The organism is Pyramidobacter sp. CG50-2, assembly GCF_003612005.1.
Taxonomy (GTDB): domain Bacteria; phylum Synergistota; class Synergistia; order Synergistales; family Dethiosulfovibrionaceae; genus Pyramidobacter.
The window spans coordinates 16,562-40,264 of the sequence record NZ_RAWT01000008.1; the positions used below are offsets into that span (position 1 = coordinate 16,562).

Genomic DNA, 23,703 nt, shown 5'->3' on the forward strand with positions numbered 1-23,703 from the left:
AATGTAAAGGGATCGCCGGCAAAATTTTCCTGCTGGCGATCCCTTTATTTATTACTTTTGGGAATGGTTTCGAGCTTCAGCGTGGTCGTAAAACCCGAGCTGGGCGAGATGTTGTGAATACAATTTGTTATCATGAAGTCGCCGTTGAGCTGGCTCGGCGAGAAGTCCGCGAGGGTGAGTATCGTCCCGGCGAAGAGGTCTTCGCGCCCCATCAGCGTGACCGTGCCTTCGATTTGCCCGCGCTGCAGCTCCGTCAGCTTGTTCCGAGCGGCAGTCCAGGCTTCGGCCGTCGATTGGAAGGTCTTGCGGATCGTGTAGACGGGCGTTCCGCCGCCCGCGGTCACTGCCTGTTCCCGCGCCAGTTCCGCGTCCCACCAGCGGGCCGTGACGGAGCCGTATCGGCCGCGGTCGGCGAAGGTGAAAGACCCCGACGAGACTTCCGACGCCGAGAGCGTCGCCGCGCCGCGCAGATCCGCCTCCGGCGCGGAGATGACGAACGTCCGGTCCTTGACGCCGAACCGAAGCCCCGCTTCGGCGCACAGACGCCGCAGCAGGTGAAGATTGCTCTCGTTGCTCTGCGCGACCGACCGGTAGACGAGCGACACGCCGACGGTTTTGCTGGCGCAGCCCTCTTCCGCCGCGATCCTGGCGGCGATGTCCGCCAGCGAGACATCCTCCCACTGCCGGCTGCGTTTTACCTTGCCCGCGCCCTTGCTGAAGTCGGCCGACTTGGCCGTGACCGACATCGAGGCCGGAGCCCCGCCGCCCGCCAGTTTGACCGAGATCTCGTCGACGATGAAACGGCCGAGGAACCGCAGCCCGGTCTCCTTCCAGCCGATCCATGCCGCCACGGGATCGCCCCGGCAGGGCACCGCGAAAGCCGGCGCGTTGAACAGCGTGAAGGAAACGCTGTCGGCGTCGTCCTTCTCGTGGTCGTTGTAGACGAATGAAAGCGCGTTCGCCGAGAGCTTCTCGGTGATGTCCACCGAAGCCACTTCAAGTTTCAGCGCCGGGTGAAAGCGCGCTACCACAGCGACCGCTCCGCCGGCTCGGCCGCCGCCTCCGGCAGCGAGATCAAAAGCCCCGCGGGCAGCTCGTCGTACAGAGCGACCCCCGGATTGGCCTCGAGCGCCCGCTCGACCACCCGCCCCGCCAGGGCGCCGTAGCGCTTCCAGCAGAGCAGATCGAGGCGGTCCCCCTCAGCGGCGCGGATTGTAACCGACGTATCCTGTGCCATAGCGTTCCAGCTCCATCGCAAAGTCCTGCTTGCGCGGCGCGCCGTCGTCGAACAGCAGCGACCGCGTCTCGTTGACGCTCTTGACCACCCACAGCCCCAGATACCGCCCGCGGCCGTCCACCATCGGCAGCGGCGTCATGGCCGACGCCATCAGACGCAGACGCTCCAGGCTGCCGTCCCCGCGGAAGGTCGGATAGACCGTCCCCGAGAGCGAGACGCGCCGTTCCTCGAGCCCCGTCGCCTGATACCCCGACGAGTTGGCGAAGCGGGGCGCCGAAGCCCACGGATAGGAGGCGGAAAGCTGCAGCGTCTGATAAGCCGCCGTGTCGATGGAAAAGATGAAACTACCCAAAGCAAGGATCATCGGCAAAACCTCCGCGCGCGAGGCGCGCCATCTCGTCGCGGATCGCGGCCGTCAGGCGCGAAATGGCGGAATCGTCGGCCGGCGCCTGCGAATGGATCTCGATCCTGAACGTGTTGTGCTGCACGACCGTCATTGCCCGGCCGTCGGAAGCGGCGCCGCCCCGCGAAAACGGGACCGCCTCCGGCTCGCGCGCCGACAGCATGCCCAGCTTGACGCCCGCCTGCGTCCACAGATCGACGCCGCGGGCGCGGTGCTTGGACGAAAGAGGGATCGCCGCTTCCTCGCCGTCTTCGGCGAAGAGCGCCAGATGCGGCGTGTCGAAGATGCCGCCCAGCGCGCGGCCGGGGATCTTGGCCACCTCCAGCCCCCAGAGGCTGGGATCGTAAAGAGCGTTCGCATTTTGCCGTTGAATCGCGGCCCGTTCTTCCCCGCTGCCGAAGATCGTCTCTTTGAAGCTCTTCCACTTATTTCCGATCCAGGCGATCTTTTCATCGACCCAGTCTCCGAACCTGATGAACGGCGCCTTGAACGCTTCGAACAGGTCGCCGAACATCTTCACCGCGCCTTCCCAGGCCGCGCCGACGCGCTCCCACACCCCGCCCAGCCAGCCCGTGAAGGCTTCCCAGTACGGGCGCACCGGCTCCCAGATCTTCAGGAAGAACGCCTTCACGTCGTCCCAGTAGTAGACGACGGCCGCCCCCGCCATCGCGATACCGGCGATCGCCAGCCCCACGGGATGGGCCGCCAGCGCCGCCCCCAGCGATTTGATTCCGGCGACAGCCGACGGAATCGCGGTTTTCGCGAACGACAGCGTCGCGGCGCCCGCGCTTTTCAGCGAGCTTCCCAGCGAGAGCAGCGCCCCTTTCGAAAAGCTCCACGCCGCCAGCGCGGCGCTTTTCATGCCGGCGGCGGCCCAGGCCAGCCCTGACTTGAGAGCCGCCCAGTCGGCGGCCAGACCGCGCCCCAGCGAGGCGACCGAGCCGCGCACGGAAGCCATCGCGCCGCCCAGCAGCGAGCCGCTGCCGCGGAGCTTCAGCATCTCCAGCGACGTCCGGATCACCGACGGGCGCAGACGCTGCAGCCCGCCCCAGAGATAGCTGGCGCCGTCCTGCAGCAGCGAAAAGCCGTATTTCCCGGCCAGCCCGCCCAGCTTCAGCCCCACGCAGGCCGTCGCCACGCCGCCGATCGCCTTGGCGGCCAGCGGGTACTTTTCGGCCAGCCGCCCCGCCGACCTCACCAGCTCGGTCATCGTCAGCACCGCCCCGCGCAGCGGATCCAGCAGCGGCGTCGCCGAACTGATGAAGAAGTTTTCGACCGCCGATCCCAGGCTGATGAACGCCCCCTTGAGCGTGTCGTTCATCGTCTTCGCCGTCCTTTTTGCCTCGCCGCCGGCGTGACGCAGCTGTTCGGCGTACTCTTCGAGCCGCCCGTCGGCCGCGCGGTCGACCAGCTCGCTCATGCCTGCCACGGCTTCCTGCCCGAACAGCATCGCGAACGCCGCCATGCGCTCCTGTTCCGTCATGTCCCCGGAGGCGTCGGCGATTTTTTTGAGCAGCTTCGGCATCGGCAGCATCTTGCCCTCGGCCGTGATCAGGTCGTCGAGCGTCAGCCCCATCGCCTCGAGCGCCTCGTCCGTCATTCGGGTCGGTCTGGCCAGCCGCGTCATCGCGGCGCGCAGCGCCGTGCCCGCCATGCTGCCCTGGATGCCGACGTTGCCCAGCAGCCCCACCATCGCGGCCGTCTCTTCCAGATCGGTGTTCACCTTGGCGGCCACCGGCGCCACGTACTTCATCGCGTCGCCCAGCTGCGCCAGATTCGTGTTGCTGGTGGTGAAGCCGCGCACCAGCACGTCGGCCACGCGGTCCATCTGTCCGGCCTTCATGCCGAACCCCGAAAGGATATTCGAGGCGATATCCGCCGACGCGCCCAGATCCATCGCCCCCGCCGCCGCCAGATCCAGCATCCCCGGCATCGAGTCGATGATCTCGCGGCTGTCGAAGCCCGCCATGCCGAGAAAGGCCATGCCCTCGGCCGCCTGGCCGGCCGAGAACTGCGTCTGCAGCCCCAGCTCCTTGGCCTTGGCCGTGAGCGCGTCAAACTCCGCGCCGTCCGTGCGCGTGACCGCCTTCACCTTCGCCATCGACTGCTCGAAGTTCATCGCCGTCCTGATCGGCGCGGCCACCGCCATCACCGAGCCCACCATGCCCATCATCGAACCGCGCAGCTGCGCGCGCTCCTCGCGCCGCGCCATGCGCGCGTTCACGCGCGCCAGAGCGGCGTCCGACTGGTCCGAAGCCGCCTGCAGCGTGCGCATGTTCTGCGACAGGCCGTTCAGGTCCAGCCCGTAATTCCTCGCGGCATTGGCGGCGCCGGCCGCGCTCAGCTTCAGCTCCTCGAACTTCTGCTTCAGCGCCGCGCCGGGGGCCGCCGTGCGGGCGATCTCCGCGCCCACCTTGTTCATCTCCGCGGAGATATCCCGATAGCCTTCGCCCAGCTTCAGCCCCAGCTTGATGTTGGCGCTGCGCTCCTGCAGCGCCGTGATCCGGCTCTCCGCCGACTTGAGCGCCGATCCCACCGACGAAGCCAGCGAGGCGCCGATGATCAGCCCCAGAGTGAGATTCGCCATTTCAAGGCCGTCCTTTCGTCAGCGTCCCGCCGGCTTCGTACCAGAGCGCCAGCTCGTCCAGGTCCATGTCGCGCGGGTCGAGATGCAGCGCATGAGCGACCGCCGCGCTCATGCCCAGCCAGTTCATTCCCGGCCGAAAAAAATCTTCAGCTGCGCCTGCAGCTTGACGTAGTCCTTTACGTCCATCTCCTCCAGCTCGTCGGGCGCCAGTTCGGCGAGATTGGCGATCAGCTTCAGCTCGCGTTCGGCGTCGCTGTCATAACTCTTGTTGACGGCGACGACGTCGCGCACCTTCGGCCGGCGCAGCGCCAGCGACTTCACCTCGACGCCGCCGACTGTGATCGGATACTCCAGAGATACCGTGACCTTTTCCGCCATTGCGCAGCCCCCTTACAGCCCGATGTTGGCGCGCGTCGCCGCCAGCATGTCCACGCCGTCGACGATGCGCACCATGTTCGCCGCGTCGATCTCCGTGATCACCTTGCCGTTCACTTCTTCCTTGTAGTAGCTGAGAGCGACCGTCGTCTTCATGCTGAGCGCCTCGCCCGCCTTCCACGTGCCGGCGTCGATCTCCTTCCACATGCCCTCCATCGTGATCTTCACGGCGACCGCCGCGCCGTTGCCCAGCGACAGCGAACCGCGCACCACGACGGGGACGGGATTGTTGTGCCCCCGGCCGAAGTACTTCGTCACCTCGGCGTCGTAGTCGGTCAGCGTCATGGCCGCTTCCATGGCCTCCATGCCCATGTCCAGCTGCACCGGCATATCCATGCCGCCGGCGCGGAACTCCTCGGTCTTGACGGCCAGCTTGGGCCGCTCGAACTCGCTCACCTTGCCGGCGTAGCCGCGCCCGTCCACAAAGGCGTTGAACCCCTGCAGGACCCGCGGCCCTTTCAGAAAACTCAAATCCCGAGATGCCATCAAAACGCCTCCTTAAAAGATCTCTTCCACATAGTCGTTCACCAGATGGCTGCGGAAGGTCGGATGTTCGCAGGGATAGATCGGCGTAAAGTCGAAATCCCAGTACACCGTGCCGTTGGCAATCTGATCCGGCGTGTTCAGCTCCGGATCGCACCAGCAGGAGCCGCCCAGGATCGCGCCGATCGCCTTGAGATGGCGCAGGTACGACTCCACCCCGGCCCGCACGTCCTCGACGTAGGTCTTGGTGATGCCGCGGTCCACCGCCCACAGGTGTGCCTGCAGCAGCGACTCGTTGATCATGTCGGCGGTGCGCCGCACGCAGAGATACTTCCACTTCGGGTCGCTCGAGCAGGACCGGTTGCCCCACAGCCGCCAGCCGTCCTCGCGGATCACCGTCGCCACCTTGTTCTCGTTCAGATGGTTGGCGCGGCAGTTGGCGTCGCCCATGGCGAAGTCCACGGGGCGGACCGTGCCGACGATGCCGTTCATGGGCTGGTTCGAGGGACTCCACCACCAGCCCTTCTCGTTGTCCATGCGGGCGAGGATGCCCGCGGCGCGGGCGCTGGCCGGAGCCGCGACGTTCGCGCTTTCCGCCGTGTCCCACACCGTCACCCAGGGATCGACCACCATGGCGCGCGGCGAGCTGAAGTTTTTGACGTAGTCGATCGCCGCCGCGTCGGTCGTGTTGGGGCCGTCGAGGAAGCAGACCGCCTTGAGCCGCTCGCAGACGGCGATCATCTCCGTCGCCGCCGCCTGCTCCTGCGAGAACCCCGGCGCGACGATGATCCTCGGCTGCACGCCCAGCACGCTCTTGGAACCGAGAAACGCCTGCAGCCCTGTCTGTTTGCCCGTGCCGGAATCGACGCCGCCGATGACGTTCGACAGCGTCGCGGCCGCCTGCGCCTCCTCGTCCTCGCCCGCACCTTCGGCGACGCGGACGACCACGATCATCGCGCCCGTCTGGTCGAAAATGCCGTCCACCGCCTGCGGCAGCGTGCCTTTCGTCCCCAGCTTGGCCGCCTCGCTGCGTTTGCCGGCGACGAGCACCGGCGTGTCGAGCGGGAACGCCGCTTCGTCGGCCGGCTCCGGCGCCGTGCCGATCAGGCCGATGACGCTGGACTTGACCGTTTCGATAGGGCGCGAGCCGTCGTCGATCTCGACGACCTCGACGCCGTGATAGAACTGATCTGGCATATTATCGCTCTCCTTGTGTGTGTTTTTTATTCCCAGCATATGGCGTTCAGGTCTTCGGGCGTTTCCGCCGCTTCGATCTGCGCGGCCAGGGCCGCTTCCCGCGCGTAACAGCCCGACACGTGCGCTTCAATGGTTTGCGACAGGTCCCAGACGTCCGCGTCGGAGAGCGTGACATAGCTGCCGTCCCGCAGCCGCCACGGCGTGTCCGGCACGGGCCTGCCCATCTGCTGGTAGGCCATGCTTTTGACGATCTGCGCCGACACGGCGCGCTGCGCGTCCTCGTCGGCGTCGACCGCATGGGTCCTCCACGTCGTGCCCGCGGCGATCGCGGCGTTGCGGGCGGCGGTGATTTCGCGTTTCTTGCGTTCTTTCAGCACATCAAAGGGCACAGACCACTTCGTCCCGTCCCACACCGCTTCGCCGTCCTCCGGCGGGACGGCCGTCCATTCGGCCGGGACGGGGCCCAGCTCCTTGATCTCGTGCCGTTCGCGCGTGGCCGTGTCGTAGCGGACCTCGCCGCGATGATCCTCGACGAGCGACCAGGCGCCGTCGCGGTAAACGGCGACGTATCCGGGGCCAGCCGCGGGCGGTTCGTCCGTCGTGCTGTGCGCGGGGAGCAGACACACCCCAGGTTCGAGCGGCGACTCCGGCGCCTCGATGGACGCGACGTATTCGCCCGTTTCGGGCTTGTAATCGTAAACGATCATGGAGACCTCCTAATATTTGATACATGGTAAAAGCGTGACGGCCGGCGGCTGGACAGTTGAGGAACCGCCGTAAATCGGATTGCATTTACAAGCATTAAATTTTATCCCATCACCGCATTCGCCTTCAGAATGAAGCTGTACAGGCCTATAATCTTCTTTATGAATTAAATTCCATTCTAGAGCTCCCGAAGAAAATTCATTCGGATTCTCGTCACTTGCTATCGGGAATGTCCTCGCGTATCCTAATATTCCTGTAATGTTAGGCAACCCGGCATTCCTGTACGATCCCACAGCCAGATCTCCCTGTGCAACGCGTCCGCGCAGATCCGGGATCCCGAACGTCGTCGCCCCGTCGCCCGCGCCGTAGCGCGTGCCGACGGCGCCGAAAAGGCGCGCGTACGTGACGCGGCTCAGGTTTTGGGCTCCGTTGCAGATCAGAAAACCGTCCGGCGCCGCTTCCGCCTCCGCCGCGAAAAACCCCACCCAGCCCGGCGGCAGCGCGCCCCATCCCGGCGCCAGCAGTCCCGTCGCGTCGGCGATCGGCATCATGCCCGCGGCGGCGGCGACGCTCGCTCTCACCTTCGCGGTGATTTCCCCCGCGCTCTCGTCGGCCTCGAAGTACACCGGCGACTCGGCGGCGAGCCTCAGGTTGGGATGCTCGGGCGTCGCGTGCAGCGCCCGCCCGCCGGCCTCGACCCCCTTGAACAGCGGCAGCAGCGCGCGGTCGAACTCTTTTTTCATCACATAGACATAGCCGGGGTCGATCTTCAGCGTCACGCTGGCGGCGCTGCCGACCTGCGCGCGGCAGACGGTGGTGAGGGTGACGGCGCTGCCGCTCGCGGCGACCGACTTGACGATGTCGGGATAGCTGCCGTACACGACCAGATCGCCGTCGTCGTCGAAAATGCCCACCTCGCGCACCGTCCAGCCGCCGATCTCGGGATCGACGACCATCTCGGCGACGACCTGCGTGTCGTCGTCGGGGTCGGCGTGCAGATAGTTGATCGGGGCGCGGTAAACCTCGTTCACCAGCGCCGCGCGCCCGCTCACGACGGCGACCGCCGCGCCGCCGCCGTCGCCGAGGGCCATTTCGCTCCATTTCAGGCTCTGGCCGTTCATCTGCGCGCGGGCCAGCTTCGCCGCGCCGACGTCGGTCAGGACCGTAGCGTATATTTGCGCCATGTTCGTTCACCTTTCTTCGTGATCTCAAACGCGTGGACGCACGTCCGCTTCGACGCGGCCGCCCGCCGTCAGGGCGGCGAAGATCGGGCCGCTCGTTTCCGCCCATTCCGCCTGCCGCGGCCACACCTCGACGGTCGCGCCGCCGTAAACGGCCGCGGCGGCGGCGATCTGCCCCGCCGTCTGTACGAAATGAGCGACGCGCCCCAGATGGCGCGACGCCGGTTTGGTCAGTTCGACGGCGCGCACGGCCTTCGCGGTGAACGCGTCGATATCGACGGCGCCCGTCAGCTCGACGGAGAGGTCGAAGACGTACGGGGTCCCCGTGTCCTCGTCGATCTCCGCGCGATATTCCAGCGCCTCCAGCGCGCGGTGCACCGCCCAGGGCGTGCCCTTGTGGCGGTGCACTTCCCAGGCCGCCGCCACGACGGCGCGCTTCGTATCTTCGCTCCACGACTCGTCCCAGTCGTCCACGTGCCAGCTCCAGGCCAGCCACGGCAGCAGCTCGGCCGGACAGAGGCGCGGATCCCAGAGCGCCTTGATCCGCTCCGGCCGCAGGTCGGCGAAGCCCGCCGCGAGCGACAGCGCCCGTTCCGCCGCCGAGGCCGAAGGCGGCAGCAGATGCGCCGTCATTCGACCGCCTCGTAGGTGACGCTCACGCCGCGCGCGAGCGGCGCTTCGAGGTCCGAAGCGGTCACGTCGGACGGCGGCGAAACCAGCGTCACGCGTCGCACTCCCGGCGCGTGGGCCGCGGCGATCAGGGCCGATCGGGCGGCCACGCCGCCGATGCGCCGCGTTTCCGCCGCGCAGGCTTCGAGCCGCCGCGTCGCCTCGGCGATCACCGGCGCGGCGGAAACGCCCGCGGGGATCTCTAGGTGAGCGTTAACGTCGTACCCGACAATCGAAGCGCCGACCACGCTCACATGGTCGGTCAGCGGGCGGCGCTTTTCGTCGTTCACGGCCTGCCTGACGCGCTCCAGCATGGCCTCGTCGGCTGTGCCGCCGGCTTCGGCACTGAGCACCACGATCTTCACGTCCCCCGGCGACGGGCTTGAAACGGCCGCGTCGGCGATTCGCCCGTCGGCCGACAGCGCCCACCAGCGGTAACTCTCGGCCGGGCCGGCGGTGCTCCAGCTTTCCGGCGCCAGCTGCGCGCGGGCCCTCAGCGCGTCGTCGCTCTCTTCGTCGCTGCCGCCGGAAGCGGCCTCCGTCTGTTCGACCCGGCCCACGAACGGCAGCGGCTGCACCGCCAGCCATTGCCCGGCGTTCAGCCCATTGGCGGCGGCGCCAATAGGGCGGACGACCTCCATCACGCCGCTGCCTTCCGTTTCTCCCGCGCGGATCGACAGGCTTTTCATCAGGCGGGCTTCGCACCCGCCGGAGGCGTCGCGCACGGCCCAGCCCGCGGGGACCGTCACGGGGCTGGACAGCGCCGCCGTCAGGCCGACGGAACAGGGGAACGTCGCTGCCGCGCCGGGCAGGCGCTTCACGCCCGGAAAGGCCGCCAGCTGATCGAGGTCGCTCCCCGCGGCGAAGGCCAGCATCACGGCCTTCGCCGCTTCGTTGACGCGCTGGCGCAGCAGCAGCTCGCGCCACGCCGCCACTTCGAGGATCTTCACGGCCGGATCCGCTTCCAGATCGGCCGCCGTCCATCCCGGCAGCAGCTGCTCGAGCTTTTCCAGCATCCGTTGCCGGATCGTTTCGTAGTCCAGCGTCTCGACGATTCGAGGCGCCGGGAGCTGAGATAAATCGATCACAGGGCTACCGTCGCCTCCTTCTCCTCGCCGCCGGCGAGCCTGTATTTTACGGTCAGCGTAATGCGGCCGACGCCGACGGCGTCGATGACCGTCCGAATCACTTCGACGCGCGGTTCCCAGCGGCGCAGCGCGTCGGCCGTGGCCATATAGACGCGCAGCTTCCACTCCTCGTTCATCGGGGCGTCCACCAGCCGCGGCAGGTCGCTGCCGTACTCCGGCCGCATCACCCGCGTGCCCTTCGGCGTGGCGAGGATGTCGGCGATCGACGCCCTGACGTGATCTTCGGCGCCCAGCAGGCGGAACCGCCCGTCAGCGATCCCGACGCCGGTCGCCAACGCCATATTTCCGACACAGCGCCTCGAAGCGCCGGTCCACCTCTTCGGCCGTCAGGGGCTGTTTCGCGCTTGGCTGCGCCTCCTGCTTGACGGGGCTTTTGACCCACTTGGTGTCGATGGCCGTGCCGTCGTAGGCCTTCTTGGCGAACAACCCCAGCACGATCGTCTGCATGGCCTGCACGTAGTAGTCGGGCAGTTCCAGCGTCGGGATCGCGGGCACGGGCGGCATCGAGGCGCCGCACAGGGGCTACCAGCCAGCCCACCGTCGAGAACAGCCAGCTCAGCAACGGCGCGGCGATGTGGTTGAAGGCGATCACGGCGCAGCACATCCAGATCACCGTGGGGATCGCCCCCGCCACGTAGGGCGACTTGTTGCCGAGCCAGGCTTTCTGCACGTTCAGGCGCGCCGTCACCTCGCTCATGTCGATCTTCCGCATTTCCATCTTGATCTTTTCCAGCTCGCCCGGCGTGGTGATCACCTTGTCGAGGATGGCGCTCACGCCGGGGACCAGTTCCAGCAAATTCATGCGAGTCACCTTCTTTTGTCGTCCACGAAAACGTTCGGGGATCCCGAAACGTGATGCCCCGGCTGCCCGCAGTCCTGGCACACCGTCGTGTCGCCGAGGCGCGTCAGCGGCTTGCCGTTGACGAACACCGTCGGCGAGGCGGTCGTACTGGCGAACGTGCCGCCGTGGGGGCAGTTGCAGGGGCCGGTATCGTCCAGCCGGTGCGCCCTCATGCCGTTGATGACCACGTCGGGCGAGCCGGAGCCGTTGTTCCCGGCGCGCCCGTGCGGGCAGCAGGGCGCGCCGACGTTGCAGACGCCTACGGTGCCGTCGCCGATCCGCGTCGCAGCCGGCATGGAGATCAACTCCTTTAGTTGAGATAGATGTTCCCGGCGGCCTTGATGATGATGTCGCCGTTTTCGAATTTGATAAAGCTGCCGTAATGGTCGGTTAGGCTGATCACGTGCCCGGCCTGGTCCACGCACAGGCGCGCGCCGTCGCCGAACTGCACGATCTCCACGTCCTGCGCCGCGCCGTCCGGCAGCGGCACGAGGCCCGAAAAGACGCCCAGCAGCGCCACGCCCTGCGACGAGTCGCCGGCGGGGGCGAGAAACAGCGCCTGCTCGCCGATCCGCGGATGGGAAAACGTCTTCACTCCCGAATTCGCGCGCGTTTCCAGCCAGCGCACCAGCGGCGTCGTGCGACTGCCCAGGCTGAGGCGGCATTTGCCGAGCTCGGGCCTGACCTCGCTGACCACGCCGAACTGGATCAGCTCGCCCAGCCGGCGCTCCACCTCAGAGGCGTTCATAGTCGCCCTCGTGAGCGGCGCCGATGTCCGGGTCCCAGCCGGCGAAAGCGCCCTGGGGCCGGGATCCGGGTTCGACCACGTCGTACAGCGGATAGGTCACCTCGAACAGCAGCACGTCGGCGGTGAGGGCGCGGCGGTCTTCCAGATCGGCCTCGGAGAGGGCGATCTTCACCGGCAGGCCGTCGGCCGTAAACAGCACCGGCTCACGGCACACCGCCTTCAGCAGCTCCGTCTTGTCGGCCCAGTCGTTGTCGCCGCTGAAGAACGTGCAGCTGACCACGGCCGTCACCCAGCCGTAGATCCGCAGGTCCTCCTGTTCCTGGAACAGCGGCGAGAGCGATCGCCGCTCGAAGGCGATCACCAGCGAGCGGCTTTTGCCCCGCTCGTTCAGCGGGATGCCCGGGAGCGCGGCGGCGATCAGAGATTCCAGATGATTTTTGATGTTTTGCTCTATCACCGCAGCACCGCCCCCCGCAGCATCGCGCCGAGCACGGCGAGGATCAGCGACACGGCCATGCCGATCAGCACCTTGTTGGTGTTGCGCTGCGACTGGCCGAGCGAGGCCAGGCTCTTTTCCACGCCGTCCATCTTCGTTTCCAGCCGCGTGATCTGCAGCGCCTGATTGACGTTGCCGGCATTGCGCGCGTTGATCGCGCCGATCAGGCCGTCGAAGCCCCGGCAGATCCGTTCGATTTTCTGTTCCAGTCCCTCCACGGGCTTCTCCCTTCTTCGCTTCCGCGTCACGCCGGCGGCCTCACGCCCGCCTCGCGGGCGAGGCGTCGCAGGCGGTTGAACCAGCCGCGGCGGAACTTCTCCTGCGACGGGCGGTTCCTGACGATGCGGCCGTAATACGCGGCGCGCTGAAAGATGATGCGTTCGGCCAGGTATTCGGCGTCGCGACGCGCGGCGCGTTCGGCGGCGGCCGCCGTGCGCGGCCCCCACAGCCCGTCGATGATCACGCGTTCGCCCACGTCGCACAGCGCCCGCTGGATCAGCAGCGCCGCGCGGCCGTGCTGCACCGCCGTGTCGAAGACGGCCAGGCTGGCGGGCCAGACGATGCGGCCGCAGCCGTAGCGGTCCCAGTAAAAAGCCCTGTAGATCGCCGCGGCTTCGTCCCGCGTCAGATCCCGCACGTCGGCCGCCGCCGCGACGCCGCGCGCCGCGGCGCGGTCCAGCGTCGCCTGCGTTATGCCCATGTTGGTCGCGCCGCCGGCGTCGTCGGCATCGTCGACGTAGCCGCCTTCGAGGCACAGCACGAAGCTGAGCGCCCGGTCCCAGTCCGTCACTGCAAACAACTCCTTTTTCAAACCATTTTGAAGCCCTTTGAAGGCCTTTCAGATCACCGTCGCCGCAACGACTCCGCCCGGCCGTAGCCCGCGCAGCGCCTCGTAACCGCGCTGTTCCCACAGGCGCGCCAGTTTGACGATGTCCGCGGCGTCGTGGAACTGGTAGTCCGACACTTCCGCCACGTCGCGCGGCACGCGCTCGGCGTTCGCCAGAAAGAACGTGTTGAGCACCGGCAGCGCGTAGCTGATCGCGAAGCAGCCGGCCGCCTCGCGCAGACGCGCCGTAACGGCCTCGTCAAGCGTCGCCAGATCCGCCGCAGTATAGCCCGAAACCTGCCATACCAGGCGTTCCGCGCTTTCGATATGGGGCCGCAGCCGTTCGTCGGCAATCTCTTCGGGCAGCCCGCCGAGAAGTCGTACATCGTCCGGCCCGATCATCACAGGATCCTGGCGCGGACGGTGCGGCTGCGGGCGTTGAGGTAGTCGATCCCCGCGGCGGTGATGCGCACCTGTCCGTAGACGCCGCCGTGCTCCGCCCCGACGCGCGAGCCGTCCACGTCGACGAAGCACTTTTCCTTCAGGTAGGCGATCGTGCGGCGAAAGTCTTCGGCGCCGACGGCGGCTTCCTGACGGCACTTTTCCAGCTCCACGTAGGCGGGATAGTTGCCGAACAGGCAGTCGAGGACGCGCAGGATCAGCTTGTCCATGGCTGTCGGCTATCCGGCGTATCCGATCACGGCCGCGTCGGGGATCGCCACCTGATAATCGAACGGCATGTCGAAGGTGTAGTCGATGCAGCGCCCCTTGCCGTTCAGCTCGCGATAGCGCTCGATCTGCGTGCAGGCGCCGTAGATCAGGTTTTCCAGCGGCGTGAAGATCACGGTGCCGCGCGGCATGGCGCCCACGCGCTCGATGTCGTAGCCGAGCATCTCCTTGAGCTTGCCCTCGAGCAGCACCGCGCCCATGCCGTCGCGCCTGCCGATCTGGCGGATCAGGGCCTCGTGGTCGCTGATGTTCATGACGATCTTGCACTTGGCGCTCTTGTACCGGTCGGGCAGGGCCTCGATCACGGCGCCGAGATACTCGGGCCAGTCGGTGGCGCCGCTCTGCACGTACGCGGCCGAATCGACCGTGTGCGTCTTGCCCCCGGCGTCCTTGAGCAGCTGCACCCAGCCCTTGTTCAGCTCGACAAACTTCTTGTTCGCGTAAGTGTCGGACGTGCCGACGAAGCCGAGACGCACGACGTTTTCGGCGAAGCGGGCGCTCCACTTCTTCAGCAGCTGCGACTCGAACTGGGGATTGTTCTGGTTGTCGCGCAGCGAGGAGAACAGCACGCGCCCGAACAGCTGCGCCGGCAGCATGTTCAGCGTGCAGCCCTCGTTGGTGATCTGCGCGAAATCCGTTGGCTCTTCGCCTTCGGGCACGCGCACCAGCACCTCCTGGGCGATCTCGTACACGTCCTTCTGCAGGCGCGAGGAACGCTCCACCGTGACCTTGCCGAGAAAGTCGTCGCTTTCCACCATCAGGTCGATGATGCGGCTGGCCTGCTGCGGGCGCAGCACGCCGCCGACGCGCTGGCTTTCGGCCGTGATCTCGCCCGATTTCAGCAGCCCCCTCAGCCCTTTGATTTCCGCCATTTACAGCACTCCTTCCAGTTCGTCGTCGAGCGCCGTGTCGAGGGCCCTCTGCGAGGAGCCGCGGCTCTTCTCGACGGATTCGAGACGGCGTTCCATCTTTTCGACTTTGTCGTTCAGCGGCTTCAGCGCCTCCGTCACGGCGGCGCTCACGGCCTTGCTCAGTTCTTCGGTCATGCGGTCTTCGTCCTCTCCTTCGGGGTCTTTCTTTGCCCCCGATTCGTTCTTTTCCGTCTTTTCCGTCTTTTCCGCGGCCGCCCCCTTGACCAGGTCGGCCAGCGCCGCGAAAAGCCCCTTGGCGAACGTGCGCCCGTCGTCCTCGCGCACTTTTTCGGCCACGCCGGCCATGCTCAGCCCCGACACGGCGCCGTCCTTGACGGACTTCCACAGCGCCTCGTCGTCGATCTTGACGCCCACGGCCCAGCTGCCTTCCGGCGCACCGGGGAACCGCCCGTCGGCGCCCTTGAGCAGCCAGCTCTCGGCCACGTAGGCCCCTTCGGGCCTGAAGCTGTGTTCGACGTCCACGTTCCTCTGGCTGAGGTCGGCGAGAAAGCCGTGCGCCGCCTTCTCGATCTCCGCGGCGGTCGAATATTCACCTTGAGTATCTATTTCGTCCGGTGAATATACTACACCATAAACCATGTGGTGATCAAGTGACTTGCAAAGATGACTTAAAGAAGCTTTCACTTCCTCGCCGTCCAGGGTCCCCGCCGACTTGTAGACAAAGGTCCGTTTGTTGGCCGCCGCCCCCACCAGCGAAATGTGAGAGATCTTCATGTTTTTCAGCAGAGTCGCCATCGATCCAATCGCCTCCCTTTTTTACGCCCCGACTTTAGCAAACTTTTCGATTGTATTCAATCCAGATCTGGAAAAATGAAAAAACGCCCCTAAATCTTCCACTAATGGATGGAATCGGGGGCGTTTTTTCATTATAGTAAGTCGAAAAAGGGAGGCTGACAGTTTACATGAACACGATCATCGAAAATATCCCCTCGCCGCGGCTCGAGCCGGTCCTCAAGGCCAAGCGCTCGCAGCCGCCGGCGCTGGAAGGCCGCTTCGAATACGCCGATCCGCCCGCCGACTTCAACCGCGTCCTCGAACTGAGCCTGAGCAACGCCTACCACTGGCGCTGCATCGACCTGATCAGCGACGCCGCCGTGGGCGTGGGCTACGAGACCGACGGAAAAGCGCGCGCCTTTTTGGAAGAAATCTCGCAGGGCGAGCCGTTCCTCGACCTGCTCAAGCGCTTCGCCGTCGATCTGGAATGGAGCGGCAACGCCTATCTGGAGGTCGCCCGCGACGCCCGCGGCCGCGTCGCCGAACTGTACAACGTCCACGCCCAGACCATGTGGATCGCTCCCGACGAGGCCGGCAACCGTCCCGGCGGCTACGCGCAGATCGTCGCCGAGACGCCGGTCCCGTTCTCGCCGCTGGGCAGGCCGCGCGGCGACCGCAACGAGATGCTGCACGCCCGCACCTTCACGCCGCTGTCGAGCTTTTACGGCCTGCCGCGCTGGATCGCCGTGCTCGACACGCTGCGCCTCGACCAGGAAAAAAAGACCTTCCTGGCCAGCTTCTTCCACAACAGCGCCGTGCCCGACCTGGCCGTGGTGCTGGAAGGGGCCGAGTTCGACAAGGCCACGGAAGAGGCGCTGCGCCGCGCCCTGACGGAGATGAAGGGCGCGAACAACGCCCACCGCACGCTGCTGATGTCGATCCCCTTCGACAACGCCAAAATTCGCTTCGAAAAGCTGACCGCCGACCTCAAAGACCTGCACTTCAAGGAACTGTCCGAGTCGACCGACAGCGAGATCATCGCCGCCCACGGCGTGCCGCCGCGCCTGGTGGGCATGATGACGCCCGGGCAGCTGGGCGGCGGCGGCGAAGTGACCGGCCAGCTGGAACTGTTCATGGAAACGGTGATCAAGCCGCGCATGCGCTTCCTCGAAGGGCAGGTGCAGCGCCTGCTGCGCGCCGCGGACATCGGCGCCGATTTCAAGCTCACGCCCATCGACGTCGGCGCGCTGACCGCCGAAGACGAAGCCGGGACCCCGTCCGTCTCGCAGAAGATCCTCAAGAGCCTGGAGGCGCAGCTGTCGTGAGCGTCGACGCCGCCGCCATGCGCCGCATCGCCCACCGGGCCGCCCTGCGCCTGGAAGCGATCGTCAAGACGCAGACCGTGCCCGTGCGCACGGGCGAGCTGCGCCAGTCGCTCCACACCTCGCCGTTCGCCGGCGGCTGGCTGGTGGGCACGGGCAAGATCTACGCCCGCGCCGTCCACGACGGACGCCCGGCCATGATCATCCGCCCGAAGGACCGCAAGGCCCTGTACTGGCCCGGCGCCAGGCGCCCGGTGCGAAAGGTCGTGAGCCCGGCGCGCAAGGCGCGCCCCTTCCTGCGCCAGGCGCTGGACCTGTTTTTGAGCCACGCCGACGCCGAGATCCGCCGCCTGCGCGTCGACCGCGACCTCGCCGGCGTCCTCTTCGGGGAGCTGAAGCGCGCCGGCGTGAAGAACCTGCGCGTCGAGGACTGACGCCGCGCGAAGACGATAGTTTGATATTCACTGGGCACAAAATTGCGCTCAGCTGACGCCGCGGGCAAAAATGCTCGCTTCGTGACAATCCCGAGCGAAGAAAAGGAGAGAAAAGGATGAGAACAAAACTGTCCCGCGGCAAAAGCCGCCCTCTGTGCGACCGGCTCCGCCGCCGGCAGCGGGAACTGCGGGCCGCGATCGTGAAGCGCCTCCTGCGCCTCGCCGCCCGGATCAACCCGCCGCACCACGAAGCGATCCTGTTCCTCACCTCCGACCGGAACAAGCTCTGCGAGCTCTGGGCCTTCGCCGCGCGCCAGGGCTGGCTCGCCCCCGGCGACAAAAAAGGGACCGCGTGATCGCGGTCCCTTGGAGGCTCTTCGCCCGTGCTCTTTATTTGCCCTCGCGCCCCTCGCGCCAGGTGATGATGGTGTTTTTGTAGGTGTTGACGATAAACGTCATGTCCACGCCGGGGAAATAAAAGCACTTGACGAGCGCGGCGTTGTGGCTGCCTTCATACGGGATGACCTCGAACGGCCCCAGCTTCTCGACCCAGAACTGCGGCTCCCAGGGGTCGCCCATGGCCACGTGATCCATCACATAGAACTGCCCCTCGTCCAGCGACATCGGCGCCGCCGGGGCGGACGCCGAAAAAGCGCACAGCAGCAACAGGCACAGCGATAAACGTTTCATCACGATAACCTCCTTTTATTTCAGAGGATCCCGAGGAAGGGATCCTCCTCTTCCTCGTTCTGGCGCCGCAGCTTTTCCAGCAGGGCCCGGTCGCGCACGAGCTGCAGGATCTCCTCCTGCCGGGCGTCGGGCAGCGAGCCCATCAGCGCCGCCACGCGCCGCGCCGCGGCGCTGCGCTCGATCGCCTGCCGCGCCGTCTCGAGCGTCGGGTCGCCGGGCTCGCCCGGTTCGCCGGCGCCGTCCAGCAGCCACGTCATGCTCGCGTCCAGCCCCGAGGCGTACAGCTCCAGCTCGCGCCGCGGCGGCTCGGCTTCGCCCGCCTCGTAGCGGGCGTATTCCTCCTCGCCCGCGCCCAGCTGCGCCGCCGCCTCGGCCATGCTCAGCCCGCGCCCCTCGCGCAGCTGACGCAGGCGAGAGCCCAGGGATTTCAGCGCGTCCCCCTCCAGACCGTGGCTGTCGAGGAACATGGGGCCGACGCCGTCAAGGAGCCAGTCTGAACTGACATGAGTGGATACTTTTAACTGCATTAGAATGTTTGAAGACGGTCTCTTTCGTCCTGTCTCAAGTGCTGCTAGATATGCTCTGTTAATATTAACAAAATCAGCAAATTTGCGCTGTGACATTGAGTATTTAGCTCTTAATTCTTTCATTCTATTACCGATCTCTGTATATAAATAGGATTCCATGATTAACCAACACCCCTTGATATGAGTTCTATAAGTACCTATAATATGAGTTGTAACTGGCCGGTTACTTTCAGCAAGCACTTATAAGGAGATGATACACCATGTCGGGAGTTACAGCAAGCCGGAAAATCCGCGCCGCGCTGCTGTTGAAGGGGCATTCGCTGTGTTCCTGGGCGCAGGCGCAGGGACTGAACTATCGGGTGGTCAAGGTAGCGCTGTCGCGTTACGACGGCAGAAGCAGGCGTCCTTCCCCGGGGACGAAGACCCTGACGATCATCGAGATGCTCGAACGGGAAACGGGCGTAACGATCTGCACGGAAAAAGCCGCCCCGGACTGCCCCCGCGACGAGTTTCAGCGCCGCCTGCTGGCCGTCCGCGCCGAGGCGGGACTGACGGCCGCGCAGATGGCCGCGCTGCTGGGCATGACGCCCCGCGCCTATTGCCTCTATGAAAACGGCGTCAAGAAGGTTCCGCTCAGTCTCGCCGTGGCGTTGGCCCGGCGCGGGATCGATGGCACCTGGTTCCTTCTGGGCGAGGGCGCTATGGGGCGCCTGAAAATGACCGGCGAAGGGCCGGTCCATCTAGACAAACGCGACGACGCGAAAGGAGCGCAATGAAATGAACGACTTGATCGACAATCTCGGCATCACGGAACTGGACGGCGAGGCGGCGGTGTCGTCGCTGAGCGTGGCGCGGACATTCGGGAAAGAACACAAAAACGTTATCAGAGATGTCCGCGAGCTTGATTGCAGCCCCGAATTCAGCCGACTCAATTTTAAGCTGGCTGAAAGAAAGGACGCTCAGGACAAGCCGCGCCCTTATTACATGATGACCCGCGACGGGTTCACTTTTCTCACCATGGGATATACGGGCGAAAAAGCGGCGCGACTCAAAGAAGCATACATAGAGGCGTTCAACGCTGCAAAGATACCCTACGCAAAAAACGAATCGTCCAGCTCCCAAGACGATCGAACCATTACTAGCGATGTCGAAAATTCTCTCTCCCCAAAAAATCCGCACATTTTAACACTCTCCTTTCAAGATCATACGGTGCGCGCGCTATTGCGAAACGACGACTTGTGGTGGGTGGCAAGAGATGTACTCGCGATCCTCGGCCTTAATCCCAAGCATGGCGCGGAAAATCTGGATGATGACGAAAAGGAAGTCGCTATTATCGACACCCCTCGCGGCAAAAAGAGAATGACAATCATCAATGAGTTTGGCTTATGGAATTTGATTATGCGCGGGCGTAAACCCGAGGCGAAAGCCTTTGGCCAGTGGCTTACGCGCGAGGTACTGCCGAGCGCCCTTCCAGATAATGATAATCGCCAGACAATTACCCGCGCTAACACAGAGCGCGAGACTCTGGCCGCGCTGACGGCCGATCTGGGCGTGACGGAGCGCGACGGCCGCGCGGTCGTCTCGTCGCTGGATCTGGCGAAAAAATTTGAAAAAGAGCACAGAAGCATCATTCGGTCTATCAAAAACCTTGATCCTCACGAGGATTTCACTGAGCACAATTTTGTGCCCAGTGAATATCAAGATATTACTGGTCGAAAACTTCCTTGCTATCTCATAAGCCGCGACGGCTTTATGCTCCTGATCATGGGTTTTACGGGCAAAAAAGCGGAGGCGATCAAGGTAGCGTACATTAGGGCCTTCAACGCCATGGAAGCCGCCCTGCGCGAGCGCGAGCGAAGCGGCATGCCCCCCGCCGCGTTGCGGGAACTGGCCGCGGCGGCGACGCAGATCACCGCGGCGGTGACGGAGCTGGCGCGCCTGACGGCGGAACTGGCCGGCGTCACGGCGGCCGTGGCGCGGCGGCAGGACGACGTGGAGCGCCGCTGCGCGGCGCTGGAACGGCGGCTCGCTCCCCGGCCGGCGCGGCCGACGCCGGAGAACCAGCTGAATCTGTTCATGCGGCCGCACGACCTGCTCGACGAGGCGCGGCGGGACCTGCATCAGCCGCGCGAGGAGCGCGAACCGGTGAGGACGTCGTCGTACACGACGATCGGGCCGCGGCTGCGCGAACTGCGCAAGGAACACTACAACATGTCGCCGGACGAGTTCGCGGAGCTGACGGGCGTGACGGCGACGACGCTGATGGCGATCGAGGCGGGGATCTCGCGGCCGGGGTTGGGGACGCTGAGCCGGCTGCGCCTGCGAACGGGCGTCAGCGCGGACTGGCTGCTGTTCGGCGAAGGGCCGGTCCATCCGGTGTCAAAAGATTATACCATCGCGCCCTTTACGGGCGCGTAAATTGAAACCTTGATACCAACATCATTAATCCTGAAGTTAGGGATCGCGCCCTTTACGGGCGCGTGAATTGAAACGGCCACGGCGCGATGTTCGGCGCGGAGCGCGACGCGGAATAGCCGTACCGCCGCGCCCCGCGCGGGCGCGGCGGTCGAGGCCCTCTGACGGAGGCGAGGACATGTCCCAACACAACAAAGACGCTCCGCTCCCCGGAGGGCTCGAACTGTCGCCCGCGCAGCTGCGCGACGGACGCACGCATACGCGGCTGGGCGCGCTGGCGCGGCTGAAGGAACGGCCGCCCCACGTCGGCAAGGTGGAGTGGATGAAGCGGGTCGCTCAGGAGACGGGAATCGGTTTTTCCACGCTCTCGCGCTGGGCGCGGGAGGAACGGCAGGGCAAGGCGGCCGGGGCGCGGGCGCCGCTGCGCGTGGCGGTGTCGAGCCGGGCGGGGGCGGTGGGCGTGGCGCTGCGGTCGAGCAGTTTCACGCCGGCCGCGATCGAATACGGGATCTCGCTGCTGATGCGCAATCCGCGGCTGGGGATCCGCGACAGCTATCTCGAACTCAGTAACAAAGCGGCGTAGGCGGGCTGGGAGATCGGCTCGGAGGCGAGCTGGTACCGGGTGGTGCGGCAGGTGCCGCCGGCGGTGCGGAGCGTCGCGACCGGCGGGCGGCGGGCGCTGGAAGCGCTGGTGACGCCGCCGGTGCTGCGGGATTTTTCGGCCTATCACGTGCACGAGATGCTGGTGGGCGACCAGCACATCTTCGACTACATCGTGCTGGACGACGACGGCAATCCCGTGCGGCCGGAAATATTTGCCTGGGGCGACTTCCGCTCTCGCTATTTTTCAGGGCTGTGGCCGGTGCTGGGGCCGTACGACAAATGGTCGGTGGGCTTTGCCCTGCGTGAAGCCTGCAGATGGGGGATCCCCAAGAACCTCTATAACGACAACGGCAAGCCGGAGCGGTCGCACTACATGGCGACGCTGCGGCAGCAGCTCTCGGGCTACACGGCGTTCCGACGCTGGGGCAAAGACGACGTGGGTCAGCATTTCGCCAGGCCGCGCAACGCGCAGGCGAAGCCGATCGAAAGCTGGTTCTTCCACGCCGTGGAACGGCCGCTGATGCAGAAGGACATTCCCGGCTACGCGCGGCGCGACGGCGACGAAAAGACCAACGATCTGATCCAGGAGCTGCTGCGCGACGCGACGCGAAAGAAGAAGCTCTGGCATTTCCGCGACTTTTTCGAGGTCTTTCTGGGGGTGCTGGACCGCTGGCACCGGCACCGCATGAGCGAAGCGGGGATCGTGCCGCGCGAGGAGTTTTTGGCGGGGATCGCCGAGGCGCCGCTGGTGAAGCTGACGGACCAGACGCTGGACTTTTTGATCTTCCCCTCGGAATCGCGGCTGGTGCGCGATTCGTCGGTGCGGCTGAAGCTGCCGGGCTGGGGGGTGTGCACGTGGTACGCGCCGGAGCTGAGCGCGCTGTGCGCCCGCGGGCGCAGGCAGAGGGTGGAGGTGAAGTACAACCCGTACGATCCGGCGTCGGCGTACGTGCTGGACAAGGAGTCGTCGGAGCTGATCTGTATCGCCGAGCGGTGGGAGAAGATCGATCCCAAGGACGGCACGGCGCTGGGGCGCAAGATCCGCCGGCAGCGTCAGCTGATCGGCTGGTGGATGGAGATCGCCGCGGATCTGAGCTCGCGCGCCGAGGCCAAGCCGGTGAAGCTGTCGCCGTACACGGCGGCGGCGCAGGCGGCGGCGCAGAAGCGGCTGAAAGAGGACGTGGCGATCGACCGCGCCGCGCTGCAGGCCCGGCTGATCGAGCTGGCGCAGGCGGCCAAAGAGGCGTAAAGGAGTGAGACGGTTCAAATGGAGCTGAAACTGGCGCAAAGTTCTTCTCTGGAAGAGCTGCAGGAGTTCGTCCGCGAGCGCGCCCTGAGCAACGCCGACGTAGCGCGGATCACGGGCAGATCGGCGGCGACGACGAGTCAGGTGCTGGGCGGCAAGTACAAGGGACGCGCGGAAACGGGCGCGGAGATGCTGGCGTCTCTGCGGGAGCACTTCAAGCCCGGGGCGAAGCGCCTCGCCGACGGCACATGGAAGACTCACGGTCAGTCGGTGATCGACTCGATGCTGGAGCTGACGTATCAGGACGGGGAGATGACCTGCATCACGGGGCCGTCGGGCATCGGCAAGACGCACTCGGCTCGGGCTTTCGCGCAGCGGCGGACGGACGTGCTGTACTGGCGGGCCAAGGACGGCATGAGCGTGGGCGACGTGCTCAGTTCGCTGCTGGCGGCGGTCCATGCGCCGGACGCGGGAACGAACACGCGCAAGCTGCTGCGGCTGATCGAGACGCTGAAGGCGCGGCGGATCGCCATGGTGATCTGCGATGAGGCGGATCTGCTGGTGAACGAGCAGAACAGAAGTCGGCTGATGAAGAAGCTGGTCTGCTTCCGCGAGCTGTACGAGGCGGGGATCGCCGTGGCGCTGCTGGGGCTGGAATCGTTCGAGCTGAGTCTGCGCAACGCGGGCGAGACGTATTTCCTCTCGCGGCTGGGCTATTTCCAGAAGATCGACGGGGTGCTGCTGAGCGAGCTGCGGGAGTACTGGCAGGGGCTGGGCGGCGATCCCGAGGGCGCGGAAGACCGGCTGGCGCTGTCGCTGGCGCCGAAACGGGGCGCGCTGCGATTTTTGTACAAGGTGTTTCGCCGCGCGGCGGCGATGGGTTCGGTAAAACAGGCTCTTGGGCTGATGTTCGACGCGCAGGGGCACTTTTCGGAAACTATCGAGGAGGCGTAAAGATGAAGGAAATGGCAATGAATGGCAACAGCATGACGGTGCTTTACGGGCCGTACCGGCGGAAGAGCCGGCTGAAGCGCTTCGCGGTGCGGTTTCTGGCGGCGGCGCTGTGCGCTCTGAGCGACGATCGCGTGATCCTGGCCCCCGGGCTGGGCGCGTTTGTCAGAAAGTAGGCGGTCGC

The 23,703-nt window shown here is 65.7% G+C and carries 34 protein-coding genes and 2 pseudogenes; 9 read left to right on the top strand and 27 right to left on the bottom strand.

What is annotated here, in order from left to right:
- Nucleotides 1–44 precede the first annotated feature (44 nt).
- The 24 genes and pseudogenes from D7D26_RS02795 to D7D26_RS02900 all read right to left on the bottom strand — a co-directional run bounded on the left by D7D26_RS02795 (nucleotide 45) and on the right by D7D26_RS02900 (nucleotide 15,352).
- Nucleotides 45–1,031, bottom strand: a complete 987-nt coding sequence (locus D7D26_RS02795) for a phage late control D family protein (protein ID WP_120371935.1) — start codon at nucleotides 1,029–1,031, stop codon at nucleotides 45–47.
- Nucleotides 1,025–1,237: a tail protein X gene (locus D7D26_RS02800; protein WP_120371936.1), complete on the bottom strand. Its 213-nt coding sequence runs from the start codon at nucleotides 1,235–1,237 to the stop codon at nucleotides 1,025–1,027. Before D7D26_RS02800 ends, D7D26_RS02795 begins: the two co-directional genes overlap by 7 nt.
- A complete protein-coding gene (locus tag D7D26_RS02805; RefSeq protein ID WP_120371937.1) occupies nucleotides 1,200–1,601 on the bottom strand; it encodes a phage tail protein in 402 nt (133 codons plus the stop codon). The genes D7D26_RS02800 and D7D26_RS02805 overlap by 38 nt, the downstream gene beginning before the upstream one ends.
- Nucleotides 1,582–4,227, bottom strand: coding sequence for a phage tail tape measure protein (locus D7D26_RS02810; protein ID WP_120371938.1), 2,646 nt, complete (start codon nucleotides 4,225–4,227; stop codon nucleotides 1,582–1,584). The genes D7D26_RS02805 and D7D26_RS02810 overlap by 20 nt, the downstream gene beginning before the upstream one ends.
- A gap of 1 nt (nucleotide 4,228) precedes the next feature.
- On the bottom strand, nucleotides 4,229–4,354 hold the full coding sequence (locus D7D26_RS12745) for a hypothetical protein (protein WP_255415966.1): 126 nt from the start codon (nucleotides 4,352–4,354) through the stop codon (nucleotides 4,229–4,231).
- Nucleotides 4,351–4,605 carry a phage tail assembly protein gene (locus D7D26_RS02815; protein ID WP_120371939.1) on the bottom strand — a complete coding sequence of 85 codons (255 nt, stop codon included), beginning with the start codon at nucleotides 4,603–4,605 and terminating at the stop codon, nucleotides 4,351–4,353. Before D7D26_RS02815 ends, D7D26_RS12745 begins: the two co-directional genes overlap by 4 nt.
- Nucleotides 4,606–4,617: 12 nt before the next feature.
- On the bottom strand, nucleotides 4,618–5,148 hold the full coding sequence (locus tag D7D26_RS02820; protein WP_120371940.1) for a phage major tail tube protein: 531 nt from the start codon (nucleotides 5,146–5,148) through the stop codon (nucleotides 4,618–4,620).
- Nucleotides 5,149–5,160: 12 nt separating this feature from the next.
- Nucleotides 5,161–6,342, bottom strand: a complete 1,182-nt coding sequence (locus D7D26_RS02825; protein ID WP_120371941.1) for a phage tail sheath subtilisin-like domain-containing protein — start codon at nucleotides 6,340–6,342, stop codon at nucleotides 5,161–5,163.
- Between the two features lie 26 nt (nucleotides 6,343–6,368).
- Nucleotides 6,369–7,049: a DUF4376 domain-containing protein gene (locus tag D7D26_RS02830; RefSeq protein WP_120371942.1), complete on the bottom strand. Its 681-nt coding sequence runs from the start codon at nucleotides 7,047–7,049 to the stop codon at nucleotides 6,369–6,371.
- A 9-nt stretch (nucleotides 7,050–7,058) separates the two neighbouring features.
- Nucleotides 7,059–8,231, bottom strand: a complete 1,173-nt coding sequence (locus D7D26_RS02835) for a phage tail protein (protein ID WP_120371943.1) — start codon at nucleotides 8,229–8,231, stop codon at nucleotides 7,059–7,061.
- A gap of 24 nt (nucleotides 8,232–8,255) precedes the next feature.
- Entirely contained in the window at nucleotides 8,256–8,861 is a 606-nt protein-coding gene (locus tag D7D26_RS02840) for a phage tail protein I (RefSeq protein ID WP_120371944.1), read from the bottom strand.
- Nucleotides 8,858–9,985: a baseplate assembly protein gene (locus tag D7D26_RS02845; RefSeq protein WP_120371945.1), complete on the bottom strand. Its 1,128-nt coding sequence runs from the start codon at nucleotides 9,983–9,985 to the stop codon at nucleotides 8,858–8,860. The genes D7D26_RS02840 and D7D26_RS02845 overlap by 4 nt, the downstream gene beginning before the upstream one ends.
- Nucleotides 9,982–10,326 carry a GPW/gp25 family protein gene (locus D7D26_RS02850; RefSeq protein WP_120371946.1) on the bottom strand — a complete coding sequence of 115 codons (345 nt, stop codon included), beginning with the start codon at nucleotides 10,324–10,326 and terminating at the stop codon, nucleotides 9,982–9,984. Before D7D26_RS02850 ends, D7D26_RS02845 begins: the two co-directional genes overlap by 4 nt.
- The gene (locus D7D26_RS12545) at nucleotides 10,295–10,549 is read right to left on the bottom strand and encodes a hypothetical protein (RefSeq protein ID WP_233543436.1); all 255 of its coding nucleotides are present in this window, start codon (nucleotides 10,547–10,549) and stop codon (nucleotides 10,295–10,297) included. Before D7D26_RS12545 ends, D7D26_RS02850 begins: the two co-directional genes overlap by 32 nt.
- 43 nt (nucleotides 10,550–10,592) lie before the next feature.
- Nucleotides 10,593–10,847 (bottom strand): annotated as a pseudogene (locus D7D26_RS12870) (3TM-type holin); the annotation flags it as partial.
- A 5-nt stretch (nucleotides 10,848–10,852) separates the two neighbouring features.
- A complete protein-coding gene (locus D7D26_RS02860; RefSeq protein WP_120371948.1) occupies nucleotides 10,853–11,182 on the bottom strand; it encodes a PAAR domain-containing protein in 330 nt (109 codons plus the stop codon).
- 14 nt (nucleotides 11,183–11,196) lie between these two features.
- On the bottom strand, nucleotides 11,197–11,634 hold the full coding sequence (locus D7D26_RS02865) for a phage baseplate assembly protein V (RefSeq protein WP_120371949.1): 438 nt from the start codon (nucleotides 11,632–11,634) through the stop codon (nucleotides 11,197–11,199).
- Nucleotides 11,621–12,091 carry a hypothetical protein gene (locus tag D7D26_RS02870; protein WP_120371950.1) on the bottom strand — a complete coding sequence of 157 codons (471 nt, stop codon included), beginning with the start codon at nucleotides 12,089–12,091 and terminating at the stop codon, nucleotides 11,621–11,623. The genes D7D26_RS02865 and D7D26_RS02870 overlap by 14 nt, the downstream gene beginning before the upstream one ends.
- Nucleotides 12,088–12,348: a hypothetical protein gene (locus D7D26_RS02875; RefSeq protein ID WP_120371951.1), complete on the bottom strand. Its 261-nt coding sequence runs from the start codon at nucleotides 12,346–12,348 to the stop codon at nucleotides 12,088–12,090. Before D7D26_RS02875 ends, D7D26_RS02870 begins: the two co-directional genes overlap by 4 nt.
- A 26-nt stretch (nucleotides 12,349–12,374) precedes the next feature.
- Nucleotides 12,375–12,920, bottom strand: a complete 546-nt coding sequence (locus D7D26_RS02880; RefSeq protein WP_158606244.1) for a glycoside hydrolase family 108 protein — start codon at nucleotides 12,918–12,920, stop codon at nucleotides 12,375–12,377.
- A 48-nt stretch (nucleotides 12,921–12,968) separates the two neighbouring features.
- Nucleotides 12,969–13,358 (bottom strand): hypothetical protein, encoded by a 390-nt coding sequence (locus tag D7D26_RS02885; RefSeq protein WP_120371953.1) that lies wholly within the window; start codon nucleotides 13,356–13,358, stop codon nucleotides 12,969–12,971.
- Nucleotides 13,358–13,627, bottom strand: a complete 270-nt coding sequence (locus D7D26_RS02890; RefSeq protein WP_120371954.1) for a hypothetical protein — start codon at nucleotides 13,625–13,627, stop codon at nucleotides 13,358–13,360. The genes D7D26_RS02885 and D7D26_RS02890 overlap by 1 nt, the downstream gene beginning before the upstream one ends.
- A gap of 9 nt (nucleotides 13,628–13,636) precedes the next feature.
- Nucleotides 13,637–14,557: a P2 family phage major capsid protein gene (locus D7D26_RS02895; RefSeq protein WP_120371955.1), complete on the bottom strand. Its 921-nt coding sequence runs from the start codon at nucleotides 14,555–14,557 to the stop codon at nucleotides 13,637–13,639.
- Complete coding sequence (locus tag D7D26_RS02900; RefSeq protein ID WP_120371956.1) at nucleotides 14,558–15,352, bottom strand: XkdF-like putative serine protease domain-containing protein; 795 nt, start codon at nucleotides 15,350–15,352, stop codon at nucleotides 14,558–14,560.
- A 167-nt stretch (nucleotides 15,353–15,519) separates the two neighbouring features.
- Between D7D26_RS02900 and D7D26_RS02905 the strand changes: the two genes are divergently transcribed.
- The 3 genes from D7D26_RS02905 (at nucleotide 15,520) to D7D26_RS02915 (ending at nucleotide 17,443) form a co-directional block, all read left to right on the top strand.
- Nucleotides 15,520–16,656 carry a phage portal protein gene (locus D7D26_RS02905; protein ID WP_120371957.1) on the top strand — a complete coding sequence of 379 codons (1,137 nt, stop codon included), beginning with the start codon at nucleotides 15,520–15,522 and terminating at the stop codon, nucleotides 16,654–16,656.
- A 77-nt stretch (nucleotides 16,657–16,733) separates the two neighbouring features.
- Nucleotides 16,734–17,087 (top strand): hypothetical protein, encoded by a 354-nt coding sequence (locus D7D26_RS02910; protein ID WP_147413037.1) that lies wholly within the window; start codon nucleotides 16,734–16,736, stop codon nucleotides 17,085–17,087.
- A 116-nt stretch (nucleotides 17,088–17,203) separates the two neighbouring features.
- Nucleotides 17,204–17,443: a hypothetical protein gene (locus D7D26_RS02915; RefSeq protein ID WP_120371959.1), complete on the top strand. Its 240-nt coding sequence runs from the start codon at nucleotides 17,204–17,206 to the stop codon at nucleotides 17,441–17,443.
- Between the two features lie 34 nt (nucleotides 17,444–17,477).
- Here the strand turns inward: D7D26_RS02915 and D7D26_RS02920 are convergent, their stop codons facing one another.
- The 3 genes and pseudogenes from D7D26_RS02920 to D7D26_RS12875 all read right to left on the bottom strand — a co-directional run.
- Nucleotides 17,478–17,777, bottom strand: a complete 300-nt coding sequence (locus D7D26_RS02920; RefSeq protein WP_120371960.1) for a hypothetical protein — start codon at nucleotides 17,775–17,777, stop codon at nucleotides 17,478–17,480.
- Nucleotides 17,778–17,797: 20 nt separating this feature from the next.
- Complete coding sequence (locus D7D26_RS02925; RefSeq protein WP_199674667.1) at nucleotides 17,798–18,304, bottom strand: helix-turn-helix domain-containing protein; 507 nt, start codon at nucleotides 18,302–18,304, stop codon at nucleotides 17,798–17,800.
- A pseudogene (locus D7D26_RS12875) lies at nucleotides 18,305–18,463 on the bottom strand (helix-turn-helix transcriptional regulator); the annotation flags it as partial. It lies immediately after the preceding gene.
- 101 nt (nucleotides 18,464–18,564) lie between these two features.
- Between D7D26_RS12875 and D7D26_RS02930 the strand changes: the two are divergent.
- The 6 genes from D7D26_RS02930 (at nucleotide 18,565) to D7D26_RS12255 (ending at nucleotide 23,695) form a co-directional block, all read left to right on the top strand.
- Entirely contained in the window at nucleotides 18,565–19,080 is a 516-nt protein-coding gene (locus D7D26_RS02930; RefSeq protein ID WP_120371962.1) for a helix-turn-helix transcriptional regulator, read from the top strand.
- Nucleotide 19,081: 1 nt separating this feature from the next.
- A complete protein-coding gene (locus D7D26_RS02935; RefSeq protein WP_120371963.1) occupies nucleotides 19,082–20,722 on the top strand; it encodes a Rha family transcriptional regulator in 1,641 nt (546 codons plus the stop codon).
- A 175-nt stretch (nucleotides 20,723–20,897) separates the two neighbouring features.
- On the top strand, nucleotides 20,898–21,302 hold the full coding sequence (locus tag D7D26_RS12250; protein WP_158606245.1) for a hypothetical protein: 405 nt from the start codon (nucleotides 20,898–20,900) through the stop codon (nucleotides 21,300–21,302).
- Nucleotides 21,303–21,344: 42 nt separating this feature from the next.
- Entirely contained in the window at nucleotides 21,345–22,571 is a 1,227-nt protein-coding gene (locus D7D26_RS02945; protein WP_233543437.1) for a Mu transposase C-terminal domain-containing protein, read from the top strand.
- 18 nt (nucleotides 22,572–22,589) lie between these two features.
- The gene (locus tag D7D26_RS02950; protein ID WP_120371966.1) at nucleotides 22,590–23,522 is read left to right on the top strand and encodes an AAA family ATPase; all 933 of its coding nucleotides are present in this window, start codon (nucleotides 22,590–22,592) and stop codon (nucleotides 23,520–23,522) included.
- Nucleotides 23,523–23,524: 2 nt separating this feature from the next.
- Nucleotides 23,525–23,695 (top strand): hypothetical protein, encoded by a 171-nt coding sequence (locus tag D7D26_RS12255; protein ID WP_158606246.1) that lies wholly within the window; start codon nucleotides 23,525–23,527, stop codon nucleotides 23,693–23,695.
- The last annotated feature ends 8 nt before the right edge of the window (nucleotides 23,696–23,703 follow it).